Origin of the sequence: Halochromatium sp., assembly GCF_046541315.1 — a bacterium.
Taxonomy (GTDB): Bacteria; Pseudomonadota; Gammaproteobacteria; order Chromatiales; family Chromatiaceae; genus Lamprobacter.
Window position 1 is genome coordinate 1 of record NZ_JBKHDN010000057.1, and the last position, 14,448, is coordinate 14,448.

Sequence of the window (14,448 nt, forward strand, 5' to 3'; positions counted from 1 at the left end):
GCGCGTTTGGCCGTCCTCTGTTTGGCGCTCGCGGCGGCCCCGGTTCTGGCCACCGCCGCCGAGGAGGTCAACCTCTACTCGGCGCGCAAGGAGGCCTTGATCAAACCGCTGCTCGATCGCTTCACCGCTGAAACCGGGATCGAGGTCAACCTGGTCACCGGCAAGGCCGACGCCTTGTTGCAGCGACTCCAGAGCGAGGGCCGCAACAGCCCGGCCGATGTGCTGCTGACCGTCGATGCCGGCAATCTGCACCGCGCCAAGGCCGCCGGCCTGACCCAGGCCTTCGTCTCCGAGACCATCGCCGAGGCCGTGCCGAAGACCTATCGCGACCCCGAGGGCCACTGGGTCGGCCTTTCATTGCGCGCGCGGCCGATCATGTATGTCAAGGGCGAGGTCGATCCGGCCGAACTCTCGACCTACGAGGCGCTCGCCAACGAGCAATGGCGGGAACGCATCTGCATCCGCTCCTCGAGCAATGTCTACAACCAGTCACTGGTCGCCTCGATCATCGCCGCCAACGGCAGCGAGGCGGCCCAAGACTGGGCCGAGGCCATTGTCGCCAATATGGCCCGGCCACCCAAGGGCGGCGATCGCGACCAAATCAAGGCGGCGGCAGCGGGTCAATGCGATATCGCCATTGCCAATACCTATTATCTCGCCGGAATGCTGACCTCCGATGATCCAGGCGAAAAGGAACCCGCCGAGAAGATCGCCGTGTTCTGGCCCAACCAGCCCGGCGCCGGCGACGGCCGTGGCACCCATGTCAATGTCAGTGGCGCCGCGATGACCGCCGCCGCCGAGCACCCCGAGGCCGCCGTCGCACTGATCGAGTTCCTCGTCAGCCCGGAGGCGCAAGCCTGGTATGCCGAGGTCAACGGCGAGTATCCGGTGCGCGAAGGCGTCGAGATCAGCCCGGTGCTGGCCGCATGGGGGCGTTTCGAGGCCGACGATCTGGAGTTGAGCGAACTCGGCGAGCTGAACGGCGCGGCCCTGATGCTGATGGATCGGGCTGGCTGGAGGTAACTGGGGAGGCGATCGCAAAATGGGATCGGAGCGGATGTCGCGAGCGCTCATGACGCTTATGATAGGCACTCACCCCCACCCCGAGGGCCCCCTTGTCCGTGCGTTCGCTCCGCTCCACCTTCGCCCTGCTGACCGCGCCGACCTCGGCGCTGGTCGGGTCCGACACCTTCGTCGCGCGGGCCTGGCTGCGCGCCTGGCCCTGGCTCCTGATCCTGGTCGCCACGGTGCTGGCATTGCCGATCCTGATCGTGGTCGGCTTCCTGTTCGTCCCCGCGTTCGAGGTCTGGGGCCATCTGTTCGACACGGTCCTGGCCGACTATGTGAGCAACTCGCTGCTGCTCATGCTCGTGGTCGCGATCGGCACCCTGGTCGGCGGAGTCGGCAGCGCCTGGCTGACGAGTATGTGCCGGTTTCCCGGCCGCGGCGTCTTCGAATGGGCGCTGCTGCTGCCGATGGCGATGCCAGCCTACATCATCGCCTACACCTACACCGGCCTGCTGGATTTCGCCGGCCCGGTGCAGAGCGGCCTGCGCGCGCTGACCGGCTGGGGCTGGGGCGAGTATTGGTTTCCGCAGGTGCGTTCCCTGCCCGGCGCGGCGATCATGCTGTCGCTGGTGCTCTACCCCTATGTCTATCTGCTCGCGCGCGCGGCCTTCCTGAGCCAGTCGCTGTGCGTGCTCGATGTGAGCCGGACCCTCGGCAACGGTCCCTGGCGCACCTTCTTCACGGTGGCATTGCCGCTGGCGCGCCCGGCGATCGTCGCCGGCCTCTCGCTGGCGCTGATGGAGACGCTCGCCGACTACGGCACCGTTGAGTATTTCGGCGTCTCCACCTTTACCACCGGCATCTTTCGCACCTGGTTCGGGCTCGGCAATCCGGCCGCCGCCGCCCAGCTCTCGGCCATGCTGCTCGGCTTCGTGTTCCTGCTCATCCTGCTCGAGCATCACTCGCGCGGCGCGGCACGCTATCACGATACCAGCCAGCGGCGGCAGTCGCTCCGACGCCTGCCGCTGCACGGCTGGCAGGCGGCAGCGGCGGTCGGCTTTTGCCTGGCCCCGCTCATCCTCGGCTTCCTGCTGCCGGCCGGGCAGTTATCGATCTGGGCGATCACCGTCTCCCAGCAGCGCCTCGATCTGGAATTCATCGGCTTAGCGCTGAACAGCCTCGCGCTTGCCGCCAGCGCGGCGGTGCTGGCACTGGCGCTGGCGTTGTTACTCGGTTATGGCCGCCGGCTGCTGCCGACGCGCCCGGTGCGCATCGCGGTGCGCACCGCCGGCATGGGCTACGCGGTCCCCGGCACCGTCATCGCGGTGGGCGTGATGATCTCGTTCGCGTGGACCGATAACAGTCTCGACGGTTGGATGCGGGCGAGCTTCGGGGTTTCCACCGGCTTGCTGCTGAGCGGCTCGCTGGTAGCGCTGCTCTTCGCCTATCTGGTGCGCTTCCTGGCGGTCTCCTTGCAAACGGTCGAATCGGGCCTGAGCAAGATCCGTCCCTCGCTGGACGAGGCCGGACGCTCGCTCGGGCTCAAGCCGGGCCAGGTGCTGCACGAGATCCACATGCCGATGCTGAAAGGCAGTCTGCTCACCGCCCTGCTGCTGGTGTTCGTCGATGTCCTCAAGGAGCTGCCGGCGACCCTGATCCTGCGCCCGTTCAACTTCAACACGCTGGCCGTGCGCGCCTACGAGCTGGCCTCCGACGAGCGTCTGGCCGATTCCGCGCCGGCGGCCTTGACCATCGTCGCCGCCGGCCTGATCCCGGTGATCATCCTCAGCCGCTCGATCACCCGCTCGCGCGCGAGCCGGTAACCGGCCGTCGGCACTGCATGCCCCTCCCGACCATGACCAATCGCTTCAACGCCAAACCGCCCGCCCGCCTGGAATTGCGCGGGGTCGATGTCGCCTACGGCGAGACCACTGTGGTCAGCGATGTCGATGTCCTCCTCGAGGATGGCACCATCGGCTGTCTGCTCGGCCCCAGCGGCTGCGGCAAGACCACGCTGTTGCGCGCCATCGCCGGCTTCGAGCCAGTGACGCGCGGCAGCATCCTGATCCGTGGCCATCGCATCTCCGAGCCGGACTGGACGCTCGCGCCCGAGCATCGCCATATCGGCATGGTGTTCCAGGACTTCGCCCTGTTTCCGCATCTCTCGGTGGCTGGCAACATCGGCTTCGGCCTGCGCACGTTCAGCGCGCCGCGCCGCCAAACCCGGGTCGACGAACTGCTGGAACTGGTCGGGCTGAGCGAGGCCGCCGACATCTATCCGCACGAACTCTCGGGCGGCATGCAGCAGCGGGTCGCGCTGGCGCGGGCGATGGCGCCGCGTCCGGACATCCTCTTGCTCGACGAGCCGTTCTCGAGCATGGACGCGGAGCTGCGCGAACAACTCGCGCGCGAGGTGCGCGCGCTGCTCAAGCGCGAGGCGATCACCGCCATCCTGGTGACGCATGATCAGTTCGAGGCCTTCGCCATCGCCGACCAGATCGGCGTGCTCGATCAAGGCCGGATGCGCCAATGGGGCACCGGCTTCGAGCTGTATCACCAACCGGCGGATCGCTTCATCGCCGATTTCATCGGCCATGGCGTGCTCTTGCCGGCGACGGTGATGAACTCCGGGCAGTTGCGCACCGAACTCGGCCGGGTCGATGCGCCCTTGTCGGCGACTCTCGAGGCCGGGAGCGAGGTCGAGGTCCTGATCCGCCCGCACGATATCCTCTACGACGAAGACAGCCCGCGCGAGGCGACGATCATCGCACGCGCCTTCCGCGGCGCCGAATTCCTCTACACGCTGCGACTCGATAGCGGCACCGAGGTGCTATGCCTGGTGCCGAGCCATCACTGCCATGAGGTTGGCGAGCGCATCGGGTTCCAGTTGCAGGCCGAGCATCTGGTGGTTTTCACGAAGGGCGATGCGGGCTGAGGCCGCCGTGGCGGTCAACCAGCGCCGCCAAACAGCGCCGTCAACCAGGGCCGTCAACCGGGGCGCGCAGATTCTCGCTGATCAGGGCCAGTATCAGGGCTTGTCATCGTCGCTGGCCTGAGCGTCGTCGCCGTCATGACCGGGTTTGCGCATGATCGCGGGACCTGGCGAGGGGCCCTCGCCATCGCGAAACAGCCAGACGAAGATCGCGATCATGGCGACGAAGGAGGCGGCGAGAAAGACATTGGTCCAAAACATAGTGCTTGCATCGGGGTTGCTGTCGAATGGGAGGTCGAGCCACGCCGAAGCGCGGCCCTCGGTAGAGACGGGCGGCGGGATTGGTTGATATTTATCAAACCGTTTTCGTGCGGTTTTTCGATAATAGCCAGATGCGGATGCCAGTCCAACCCCCACGCTCGCCGCTGCGGTCAGACCCGGCACGCTCAGCGCCGTCGCGCCCGGCCACGCAGGCCGCCATGCGTCCGGTCAACAAGGGGCCTCGCATCCGGCGGGAAAAGCGCGCCATCGCCGCGATGTTCGCCATCTACTGCCAGGATCATCATACGCTTGGCCGCAAGGGTCCGCTCTGCGGCGAGTGCGACCGGCTGCTGCGCTCTGTGCATCGGCGGCTCGATCACTGCGTGTTCGGCGACCTCAAGTCCCCCTGCGCTCAGTGCGCGGTGGACTGCTACAGCAAGAGCCAGCGGCCAGCGATCCTCGCGGTCATCGATTATGCCGGGCCCCGCCTGCGCTGGCGCTACCCGGCGCTCGCGTTCTCGCGCCTGCTCGACAAGCTACGCGCCCGCTAAGGCGCTGTCCATCGTCCCCTGCGTCCCGATTCGACAGCCGCTGAGGCGATTTCCGGCAATCGCCTTAGGCGCGGATCGCGTTGCCCGCGCGCAAGCGGTCGCACTCAACCGAGCGGGGCGACGCCGAACAGCGCCCGATGCAGCCAGAACAGGAACAGCAGGTACAGCACCAGCCCGCCGCCGAGCGCGATGCCGTCGTTGAGGCGGCCGCCGGGCGCGCCGGGCACGGCGATCGGCGCGCGCCGCTTCAGCGAGATGCGATCGGCCACCGCCCACGCCAGAAAGCCGCCGAACAGCAGCAGATCGGCCAGGGTTCCGTTCGCCAGCAGATGGGCGAATGCCCAGATCTTGACCGCCAGCAGCATCGGATGCTTGGTCGCGCGCTGGATGCGGCCCGGCAGGTAGGTCGCCAGCAGCAGCACGAATACCGGCAGCATCAGCAACAGCGTGATGTGGCGCATCCAGACCGGCGCCTGGTAGAGCACGATCGCGCCGCTGTCGCGCGCCTCGCCATAACCGTTGACGATCAACACCAGGCCGAGCAGCGCGATCAGCCCGTAGATGGATTTCCAGGCCACCAGCCCGAGCCGGGTCGCCATGCGATCGCGCCACTCGGCATCGATGATCGCCACTGAGTGCACGCCGAGGAAGAGGATCAATCCGATGATGAGCCAGAGCATGATAAGAGGTCTCGCGTGTTGATGAAGTAAGCCGTTCCGTTGAGCACCGAATGCGCTGGCACCCTGGCACTGACGTCGCCTTGCCAAGCCCGCTTCGGTGCTAGAGTAACGCATTACGGGCGAGCACCGCGCCGCCACCCGCTCCGCCCGCGCAACCGACAGGATCCGTTCCCGCATGACCGAGACTTCACTCACCCTGCATGAACTCGATCAGCTCCCCGCCGGGCTGCTTGAGCTCAACAGCATCGACCTCAACACGCGGCTGCCGGGGCCGACGCTGATCCATCTCGCCGGTGAGCGCGAGCCGGCGCTGTTCGTGTCGGCGTTGATGCACGGCAACGAGCCGGTCGGCTGGGACGCGGTGCGGCTCTTACTCGGCCAGTATCGCGAGCGCCACGGACAGTTGCGCCTGCCGCGTTCGCTGAGCCTGTTCATCGGTAATGTCCAGGCCGCCGCAGCCAATGCGCGGCATCTGCCGGATCAGCCCGATTTCAACCGCGTCTGGCCGGGCACCGAGGAACCCGCCTCGCCGGCGCGAGCGCTGATGGCCGAGGTGGTTGCCATCATGCAGCGGCGCGGGCTGTTCGCCAGCATCGATCTGCACAACAACACCGGCAGCAATCCGCATTACGCCTGCATCAACCGCATCGACAATCGCTTTCTGCACCTAGCGCGCCTGTTCGCGCGCACGGTGGTGTATTTCGTGCGGCCCACAGGCGTGCAGTCGCAGGCCATGGCGCAGCTCTGCCCGGCGGTGACGCTCGAATGCGGGCGGGTCGGCGATCGTCTCGGCATCGAACACGCGCGCGCATTCATCGATGCCTGCCTGCATCTGCGCGAGCTGCCCGACCACGCCCTGCCGGCGCAGGATCTCGATCTCTTCCATACCGTCGCGCGGGTGACGATCCCGGAACAGGTCAGCTTCGGCTTTCCGCCGCACGAGGCCGAGTTGGTGCTGTCGCCGGAACTCGAGCGCTTCAACTTTCGCGAGCTACCGCCCGGCACCGCCTTTGCGCGGGCACGCCCGGGGGCGCGGATCGAGGTGCGCGACGAGCACGGTCGCAACGTCACCGATCAGTTCTTCCGCATCGAGCAAGACGAGCTGAAACTCCAGGTGCCGGCGATGCCGTCGATGCTGACCGCCGATGCCACGGTGATCCGACAAGATTGTCTCTGCTATCTGATGGAGCGCTACCACCAGCATATCCCGCCGCGTCACTGAGGCGGCGACCGGCGCCGCGCTCACTCGGCGACCACCGCCACCGGACCTTCCGCGAGTGTATCGCTGCCATGGCGCAGAAAAGCGGCGGCGCGATAGAGGCCGACTAGGGTCTTGGCATCGGTGATGATGCCGTTCAGGCACCAGTCGAGCACCTGATCGAGCGCGATCCAGTGTACCTCGATGATCTCGTCGACATCGTGGCCGAGATTGACCTCGCTCAGACCGCGCGCGAGGAACAGATGGATGACCTCGGCAAAGACGCCCGGCGAGCTGTGCAGGCAACCGAGCGAATCCCAGGTCGCCGCCATCAAGCCGGCTTCCTCGGCGAGTTCACGCTCGGCGGTGACCGCCGGCCCCTCGCCGGGATCGCGCTTGCCGGCGGGAAGCTCCCACAGCCAGCCGCCGGCGACATGCCGGAACTGCCGCAGCAGGCAGACGCGGCGGCGGTCATCGATTGCCACCGCCGCCGCCCCGCCCGGATGGCGCACGACCTCCAGATCGACATAGCGACCATTGGGGAGGCGAACCTGTTCCACGCTGACATCGATGACCTTGCCTTGAAACACCCGGCGTCGGCTCTTGTCAGCAACAGGGGTAGCCGCAGGGTCGGCGGCATGCTCGGTGGGTTCGTCGGCGCTCAATCTCTGATCCTGTCCTAAGAAGCAACGCATCCAAGCATTCAGGATATTACCAGCCGATCGCTCCAGGTAAAGGCCAAAGGTCGACCAAGTGGCCGGTCGCGGTCACGAGATCGTCATCGCACCGACATAGAATACCGTGCATCCTTGAGTCTCAATGCCGCAGGATCCCCCATGCCAACCATCATGATCGTCGATGATGAGCCCGATATTCGCGAGGTCATCCGCTTCGCGCTCGAGGAAGGCGGCTTTCGCGTCCTCGAGGCTGGCCATGCCGACGAGGCCCGCAAGCTGCTCGCCGAACAACCCGACCTGATGCTGCTCGACTGGATGCTGCCGGGCCGCTCCGGACTCGAACTCGCCGCCCAGCTCAAGCACAGCCCGAAGACGCGCCACATGCCGATCATCATGATCAGCGCCCGTGGCGAGGAAGAAGACCGCGTCAAAGGGCTGGATACCGGCGCCGATGATTACATCACCAAGCCCTTCTCGCCGCGCGAGATGGTGGCGCGCGTGAAAGCCGTGTTGCGCCGCAGCAAGACCAACGAGGTCCGCGATCAGACCGAGATCGGCGGTCTGACCATCGACAACGTCAGCCATCGCGTCAGCGCCAATGGCATCGCGATCGATATCGCCCCGACCGAATATCGGCTGCTGCACTTCTTCATGACCCATGCCGATCGCGCCTTCAACCGTTCGCAGCTCCTCGATCAAGTCTGGGGCGATCAGGTCTATGTCGAGGAGCGCACCGTCGATGTCCATGTCCGCCGGCTGCGCAAGGCGCTCGAGAAGACCGGCCACGAACATCTGCTGCAAACGGTGCGTGGTGTCGGCTACCGTTTCTCGGACAAATGATGCGCTGGGGTTCGGTTTACGAGCTGGGATGGATCACGCTGGCCGCGCTGGCCGCAGTGGCGTTGACCGGCATCGGGCTGGGCTGGGCCGAGGCGACGCTGCTCGTGCTGTGCCCGCTGCTGGCGCGACATGCGTGGCATCTGATACGCCTGGCGCGACTGATCCGCCGCCAACATCGTCTGGTCCCACCCTTCCCGAAGGGGATCTGGGGCGACATCTACCGCGCCATCGGCCAATACCAGCAACGCGGTCGCAAGGGACGCAAGCGGCAACTGCGCTTCTTTCGGCGCTTTCGCGAGGCCGCCAACTCGGTGCCCGATGCGCTGGTGGTACTGGACAAGAACCGCCGCATCGAATGGGCCAACCCGGCCGCGCAGGTGCTGATGAACCTGTCCTGGCCGCGCGACGAAGGCAAACCGTTGCTCGAGGTCTTCACGCATCCGGAACTCGCCGACTATATCTGCGCCGGCGAGTATGCCCGTCCGCTCGAGGTGGCCCCGGCCCATAACCGCTCGCTCATGCTCAGCATCCGCGTCGCCCCGTTCGGCGAGCGCAAGAAGCAACGCCTGATAGTCGGGCGCGATATCACCAAGATCTTCCACCTGAACCTGATCCGGCGCGACTTCGTCGCCAACGCCTCGCACGAGTTGCGCACGCCCTTGACGGTGATCACCGGCTTCCTGGAGACGCTGATCGATTCGGCCCAGACGCCCTCGAACCATCGCCGGCCACTCAACCTGATGCAACATCAGGCCGAGCGCATGCGCAGTATCATCGAGGATCTGCTGACCCTGTCACGGTTGGAGATGGACGAGCACGCGATCGATATCGCCCCGGTCGATGTCCCTTGCGAGCTGGAACAGATCGTCGCCGACGCCTCCGCGCTCAGCGGCGGGCGCCACCGCTTCAGCATCGATATCGACAGCGATCTGATGCTGCTCGGCAAGGATAGCGAGCTGCGCAGCGCCTTCTCCAACCTGCTCTTCAATGCGGTGAAGCACACGCCGCCCGGCAGCCACATCCAGCTGGTCTGGGCGTCCACCGCCAGCGGACCGATCTTCCTGGTCGAGGACGATGGCCCGGGAATCGAGCCTGAGCATATCCCGCGCCTGACCGAACGTTTCTATCGGGTGGACAAGGCGCGTTCCCGCGCCTCGGGGGGCACCGGGCTAGGTCTGGCGATCGTCAAGCATGTCTTGAGTCGCCACGACGCGCGCTTGGCGGTGGCGAGCGAGCCCGGTCAGGGCAGCACCTTTACCTGCCATTTTCCGCCCGGCATCGCGCTGACCGCCTCCCAGCTCGAGCGCCGCCGCCTTCGGGCGGCGACATCCGCATAGCCTGTCGCCCCGATGCACCCGATGCACCCGATGCACGGATGCGACGATCGCGTCGAGCCGTCCTCCCCGCGCCACCGCGCGCCCCGCCTCGAGCGCGGTTCCCCGCCACTCGCCACTCGCCACTCGCCTCTCGGGGCTTAGGCCGACTGCTGCTCGGGGGTCAGGGTCTTGATCGACAGGGCATGGAGTTCGCCAGAGGCGATCTGCGCGCGCACCGTGTCCATCACCAACCGCTGCTTCTTGATCGGGGTCAGGCCGGCGAAGGCCGCACTGACCACCACGGCCTCGAAGTGGCTGCCATCGCCGGTGACCTCGACCTCGGCTTGCGGAAGGCCATTGCGGATCAATTCTGCGACTGCTTCGGTTTCCATCGTCTTGACTGCTCGCTGATCGGTGGGCCGGTCGGCCCGGTTCTCACTGGTGTCGGCAATCTTGGGCTGGTCGCGCCTTGATCCAAGCGCGGGAAGAACGCCAGCAGCCCAGAAGCGCGCGGACGTCCGGCACGCGGCGCTTCAGCCCTCGAGGCCCTCCATGCGGATGCGCACCACCGCGCCGACACTGCCGTCGAAGGACTCGATGCGCGCGATGGCGCGATCCATCGCCGCCTCCTCGATGCGATGGGTGAGCATGATCAGCGGTACCGAGGTCTCGCCGGCCGCCGGTTCCTTCTGCTTGATCGCCTCGATACTGATGCCCTCCTCGCTCAGGATGCCAGCGATGGCGGCCATCACGCCGGGCCGATCGAGCGCGGTGATGCGCAGATAGTAAGCGGTCTCGACCGCCGCGATCGGCAGCACCGGGGTATCGGCGAGTTCATCGGGCTGGAACGCCAGATGCGGCACGCGATTGGTCGGGTCGGTGGTCAGCGCGCGCACCAGATCGACGACATCGGCGACCACCGCCGAGGCGGTCGGCAAGGCGCCGGCGCCGGCGCCGTAGTAGAGCGTCGGTCCGACCGCGTCGCCCTTGACCAGGACCGCGTTCATCACCCCATCGACATTGGCGATCAGCCGCCGGTGCGGGATCAGCGTCGGATGCACGCGCATCTCGATGCCGGCCGCGGTGCGCCGGGTGATGCCGAGATGCTTGATGCGATAGCCAAGCTCGGCGGCAAAGGCGACATCCTGCGGCTCGATCTGCGAGATGCCCTCGGTGAAGGTCTTGTCGAATTGCAGCGGAATGCCGAAGGCGAGCGAGCCGAGGATGGTCAGCTTGTGCGCGGCATCGATGCCCTCGACATCGAAGGTCGGATCGGCCTCGGCGTAGCCGAGCGCCTGCGCCTCGGCGAGCACCTCGGCAAAGGCCCGGCCCTTGTCGCGCATCTCGCTGAGGATGAAATTGCCGGTGCCGTTGATGATGCCGGCGATCCACTCGATCCGATTCGCGGCCAGGCCTTCCCGCAGCGCCTTGATGATCGGGATACCGCCGGCGACCGCGGCCTCGAACGCAACCATCACGCCCTTGGCCTGAGCGGCGGCGAAGATCTCGTTGCCATGCAGCGCGATCAGCGCCTTGTTGGCGGTGACCACGTGCTTGCCGTTGGCGATCGCCCGCAGCACCAGCTCGCGCGCTGGCGAGTAGCCGCCGATGAGTTCGATGACGATATCGACCTCGGGATCATCGACCACGGCGAAGGCATCGTCGCTGATGCGATCGATCCGCTCTAGCCCCTCGATGCGCGCTGGATCGTACTGGCGCGCGGCGGCATGCGTGATGCGGATGGCACGCCCGGCACGACGCGCGATCTCGTTGGCGTTACGCGTCAGGACGGTGACACTGCCACCGCCGACGGTTCCCAATCCCAGCAGACCGATCTTGACCGGTTCCATAGGCTCTCCTCAGTTCTCGACACTGCTTACGGCGACACCGCGCGCATGAAAGACATCGGTTGAGCAGCGCCGACCGGGGGCCCGCTGCTTGGGGTGTCGATCGCCCGGACGGCGATCGCCAAGCCCCCAGGGATCGGGTTCACGGCGTCCCCAAGCAGCGGGCCCCCGGTCGGCGCTGCGGCGGTCAGGCTCAAGCGACTACCCCGCCCGCGCATCCTCGCGGAACATCTGCTTGATGCCGCGCACCGCCTGACGGGTGCGATGCTCGTTCTCGATCAGGCTGAAGCGCACGTGATCATCGCCATAATCGCCAAAGCCAACCCCGGGCGAGACCGCCACCTTGGCATCGCGCAGCAGCTTCTTCGAGAACTCGAGCGAACCCATCGCGCGATAGGACTCGGGGATGCGCGCCCAGACGAACATGGTCGCCTTCGGCCGTTCGACCGGCCAGCCGGCATCGTTGAGCCCATCGCAGAGGCAGTCGCGACGGCCCTGGTACATGTCGCGGATCTCGGCGACGCAGTCCTGCGGCGACTCCAGGGCATGGATCGCCGCGACCTGGATCGGCGTGAAGGTGCCATAGTCCAGGTACGACTTGATCCGCGCCAGCGCCGCGATCAACTGCGGATTGCCGCACATGAAGCCAATCCGCCAGCCCGGCATGTTGTAGCTCTTCGACATCGAGAAGAACTCGACCGCGATGTCCTTGGCCCCCGGCACCTGCAGCACCGACGGGGCCTGGTAGCCGTCGAAGACGATATCGGCGTAGGCGATGTCGTGCACCACCCAAATCCCATGTTCGCGCGCGATCTCGACCACCTGCTCGAAGAACGGCAGCTCGACGCACTGGGTGGTCGGGTTGCCGGGGAAGTTCAGCACCAGCATCTTCGGCCGCGGCCAGGAATCCAGGATCGCGCGGCGCAACTCCTCGAAGAAGTCGACCTCGGGCGTCAACTGGACATGGCGCACATCGGCACCGGCGATGATGAAGCCATAGGGATGGATCGGATAGGCCGGATTCGGCACCAACACCGTGTCGCCCGCGCCCATGGTGGCGAGCGCCAGGTGCGCCAGGCCTTCCTTGGAGCCGATGGTGACGATCGCCTCGCTATCCGGGTCCAGCTCGACATCGAAACGATCCAGATACCAGCGCGAGATCGCCCGGCGCAGGCGCGGGATGCCGCGCGAGACCGAATAACGATGGGTATCGCGTCGCTGCGCGGCCTCGACGAGCTTGTCGACGATGTGCTGCGGCGTCGGCTGATCCGGATTGCCCATGCCGAAGTCGATGATATCTTCGCCCCGCGCTCGGGCCGCGGCCTTCAACTCATTGACAATATTGAAGACATAGGGCGGAAGCCGCTCGATACGGCGGAAACTCGGCTGCGGGGCGACCACGGAGACCTCGGGGATGAGATGGGGGAAACAACCCTAGAGTGTACCGCCGACGCGAGCGGATCAAAAGCGAACCGCGTCGAACCGGTCGCCGCTCGACCTCGGGGACGAGGCCAGGGAGCAAACGACGGCTCGCGCCGGGGAGATCCTCTCCAGGGAGATCTTCTCCGGAGAGATCCTCCCGGACAGCCTGTTGTGGGGGCAAGACGAGCCCCATCTCCGGCGGCTCGGGGTGGCGCTTGAACCGTTCCAGGCTTGCCCTGGCCTCGGCAAGCGCCGACCTTACTCAGCAACCCACTCGCAAACAACGTCGACAGAACCAGGAGTCAGGCATGGCGCTACGCATCAAGAGCCATTGGTGGAACGACGAGAACCAACGCTCGCTTGGCGAGATCGGCGGCGCCCTGGCCTTCATCGCCTGGCGCATCGCCGTCGACAAGGCGATCTCGCTGCATTGCGAGCGCTTCGTCTACCGCGACGATGCGCAGCGTCTGGAGGTGATCCAGGAGTATCTGGTCTTTCTGATCCAGATCGCCGATCGCCTCAGCCATGCTCTGCTCGATGATACGCAGCGACGCGATCTGATCACGGCCTTCGCCAAGAAACTCGTCGAGCATGTGCAGGACAACAGCCAAGATCTGCTCGGCGCGGGCGACTACGGTTCGCCGTTCCTGCAGCGGCTGAACGCCCGTTCCGAGGAGTACGCCGAGTTCCAGCTCGATGACGAAGGCCCCAGCTACCCCTTCCTGCGCCATCTCGGCTTCGAGATCCAACAACTGATGGGCGAGCAAGACGAGAACCGCTGGGTCATCGATCAGGTGATGGACAAGGATGGCTGGGACGCCTACAAGCGCTTCGCCAAGGCCTTCCGGGACCTGTTCGAATGAGCGCCTTCCTTGCGCGCGAACGGATGCGCCTGAGCGTGAGTCTCGCTGTGGACTGGAAATCCAGGTGTCGCGGCGCTAACTTTATGCTATGGTCGCGCCGGTTAAGGAGAGTCCCCATGCAGCGCCACCGCACCACCCCTTGCGCGGTCCGGCTCCACAAGGATCGATGCAATGAGCGATCTCTCAGGCATCGCGACAGCTCAATCGCCCGACTCGACCGCTGAACCGGCGAGCCATCGGCATTGCAGGCACGCACCGGAGCCGATGCTTAAAACCCAAGATCAAGCCAGACGTCGCGGCAAGTCGTGCCCAGAAACGCGAACCGTCGAGCAGCGCACACCCACCCGCCGACGTTCAATCCAGACGACCCGATTGGAACCCACGGCCGTCTTGGTCACCACGAAGACGATTCATCCGAGTCGGCCGCACAGCTGTGGTTCCATCTCACGAGACAGCTGTGGTTCCATCTCACGAGGTAGTGAATGAGCGTTCGAATTTCTGGAGATTTTCTCGCTTTGGACAACCGCATCAAGCGGATGATCAACCAGCACGCACAAGCGATCCAAACCAGTTTCCCCGGCCGCGATTATGAGATTCAGGCCCGCATCGCCGAAGAATTCGATCAACTCAATGGGCATCGCATCCGTTTCGAGCTGATCGTCACCTCCCCGGAGCGGCAGCAGATCATCGTCCGCGAGGCCCAGAAGAAGGCCGAGGAATCCATCAAATCGGCATTCGCCAGCCTGAAATCGAAGCTGCGTCGGCTCGGTGCGCGGCGCCTCCAACGCCAGCCCACGGCTCAAGCCAACCTCCCGGTCGCAAGCGCCTGAGCGGCGGCCCACCCGGAGACGCC

15 protein-coding genes are annotated in these 14,448 nt (G+C 65.9%); 9 read left to right on the forward strand and 6 right to left on the reverse strand.

What is annotated here, in order from left to right; all coding sequences use genetic code 11:
• Positions 1–6: 6 nt before the first annotated feature.
• The 3 genes from ACLFQI_RS05885 (at position 7) to ACLFQI_RS05895 (ending at position 3,943) form a co-directional block, all read left to right on the forward strand.
• Complete coding sequence (locus ACLFQI_RS05885; RefSeq protein WP_410757965.1) at positions 7–1,023, forward strand: Fe(3+) ABC transporter substrate-binding protein; 1,017 nt, start codon at positions 7–9, stop codon at positions 1,021–1,023.
• Between the two features lie 185 nt (positions 1,024–1,208).
• The gene (locus tag ACLFQI_RS05890) at positions 1,209–2,831 is read left to right on the forward strand and encodes an ABC transporter permease (RefSeq protein WP_410757966.1); all 1,623 of its coding nucleotides are present in this window, start codon (positions 1,209–1,211) and stop codon (positions 2,829–2,831) included.
• Between the two features lie 17 nt (positions 2,832–2,848).
• Positions 2,849–3,943 carry an ABC transporter ATP-binding protein gene (locus tag ACLFQI_RS05895; RefSeq protein WP_410757954.1) on the forward strand — a complete coding sequence of 365 codons (1,095 nt, stop codon included), beginning with the start codon at positions 2,849–2,851 and terminating at the stop codon, positions 3,941–3,943.
• Positions 3,944–4,036: 93 nt separating this feature from the next.
• On the opposite strand, the gene ACLFQI_RS05900 is transcribed toward ACLFQI_RS05895, so the two are convergent.
• Entirely contained in the window at positions 4,037–4,384 is a 348-nt protein-coding gene (locus tag ACLFQI_RS05900) for a hypothetical protein (RefSeq protein ID WP_410757955.1), read from the reverse strand.
• 35 nt (positions 4,385–4,419) lie between these two features.
• Between ACLFQI_RS05900 and ACLFQI_RS05905 the strand changes: the two genes are divergently transcribed.
• Positions 4,420–4,752 carry a nitrous oxide-stimulated promoter family protein gene (locus ACLFQI_RS05905; protein ID WP_410757956.1) on the forward strand — a complete coding sequence of 111 codons (333 nt, stop codon included), beginning with the start codon at positions 4,420–4,422 and terminating at the stop codon, positions 4,750–4,752.
• 104 nt (positions 4,753–4,856) lie between these two features.
• On the opposite strand, the gene ACLFQI_RS05910 is transcribed toward ACLFQI_RS05905, so the two are convergent.
• Positions 4,857–5,432 carry an NnrU family protein gene (locus tag ACLFQI_RS05910; protein WP_410757957.1) on the reverse strand — a complete coding sequence of 192 codons (576 nt, stop codon included), beginning with the start codon at positions 5,430–5,432 and terminating at the stop codon, positions 4,857–4,859.
• A gap of 175 nt (positions 5,433–5,607) precedes the next feature.
• Between ACLFQI_RS05910 and ACLFQI_RS05915 the strand changes: the two genes are divergently transcribed.
• Complete coding sequence (locus ACLFQI_RS05915; RefSeq protein ID WP_410757958.1) at positions 5,608–6,654, forward strand: M14 family metallopeptidase; 1,047 nt, start codon at positions 5,608–5,610, stop codon at positions 6,652–6,654.
• 20 nt (positions 6,655–6,674) lie between these two features.
• Here the strand turns inward: ACLFQI_RS05915 and ACLFQI_RS05920 are convergent, their stop codons facing one another.
• Positions 6,675–7,220, reverse strand: coding sequence for an NUDIX hydrolase (locus ACLFQI_RS05920; RefSeq protein ID WP_410757967.1), 546 nt, complete (start codon positions 7,218–7,220; stop codon positions 6,675–6,677).
• Positions 7,221–7,466: 246 nt separating this feature from the next.
• On the opposite strand from ACLFQI_RS05920, the gene phoB reads away from it, so the two are divergent.
• Positions 7,467–8,147 carry a phosphate regulon transcriptional regulator PhoB gene (phoB, locus tag ACLFQI_RS05925; protein ID WP_410757959.1) on the forward strand — a complete coding sequence of 227 codons (681 nt, stop codon included), beginning with the start codon at positions 7,467–7,469 and terminating at the stop codon, positions 8,145–8,147.
• Positions 8,147–9,484: a phosphate regulon sensor histidine kinase PhoR gene (gene phoR / locus ACLFQI_RS05930; RefSeq protein ID WP_410757960.1), complete on the forward strand. Its 1,338-nt coding sequence runs from the start codon at positions 8,147–8,149 to the stop codon at positions 9,482–9,484. Before phoB ends, phoR begins: the two co-directional genes overlap by 1 nt.
• A 137-nt stretch (positions 9,485–9,621) precedes the next feature.
• Here phoR and ACLFQI_RS05935 read toward each other — a convergent pair whose 3' ends face one another.
• From ACLFQI_RS05935 to alaC, 3 genes are all read right to left on the reverse strand, one after another.
• A complete protein-coding gene (locus tag ACLFQI_RS05935) occupies positions 9,622–9,855 on the reverse strand; it encodes a BolA family protein (RefSeq protein ID WP_410757961.1) in 234 nt (77 codons plus the stop codon).
• 141 nt (positions 9,856–9,996) lie between these two features.
• Positions 9,997–11,313, reverse strand: a complete 1,317-nt coding sequence (locus ACLFQI_RS05940) for a homoserine dehydrogenase (RefSeq protein WP_410757962.1) — start codon at positions 11,311–11,313, stop codon at positions 9,997–9,999.
• 198 nt (positions 11,314–11,511) lie between these two features.
• Positions 11,512–12,711 carry an alanine transaminase gene (gene alaC, locus ACLFQI_RS05945; RefSeq protein ID WP_410757963.1) on the reverse strand — a complete coding sequence of 400 codons (1,200 nt, stop codon included), beginning with the start codon at positions 12,709–12,711 and terminating at the stop codon, positions 11,512–11,514.
• Between the two features lie 329 nt (positions 12,712–13,040).
• Between alaC and ACLFQI_RS05950 the strand changes: the two genes are divergently transcribed.
• Entirely contained in the window at positions 13,041–13,595 is a 555-nt protein-coding gene (locus tag ACLFQI_RS05950) for a hypothetical protein (RefSeq protein WP_410757964.1), read from the forward strand.
• A 536-nt stretch (positions 13,596–14,131) separates the two neighbouring features.
• Positions 14,132–14,425 (forward strand): Fis family transcriptional regulator, encoded by a 294-nt coding sequence (locus ACLFQI_RS05955; protein WP_410757968.1) that lies wholly within the window; start codon positions 14,132–14,134, stop codon positions 14,423–14,425.
• Positions 14,426–14,448: the final 23 nt, after the last annotated feature.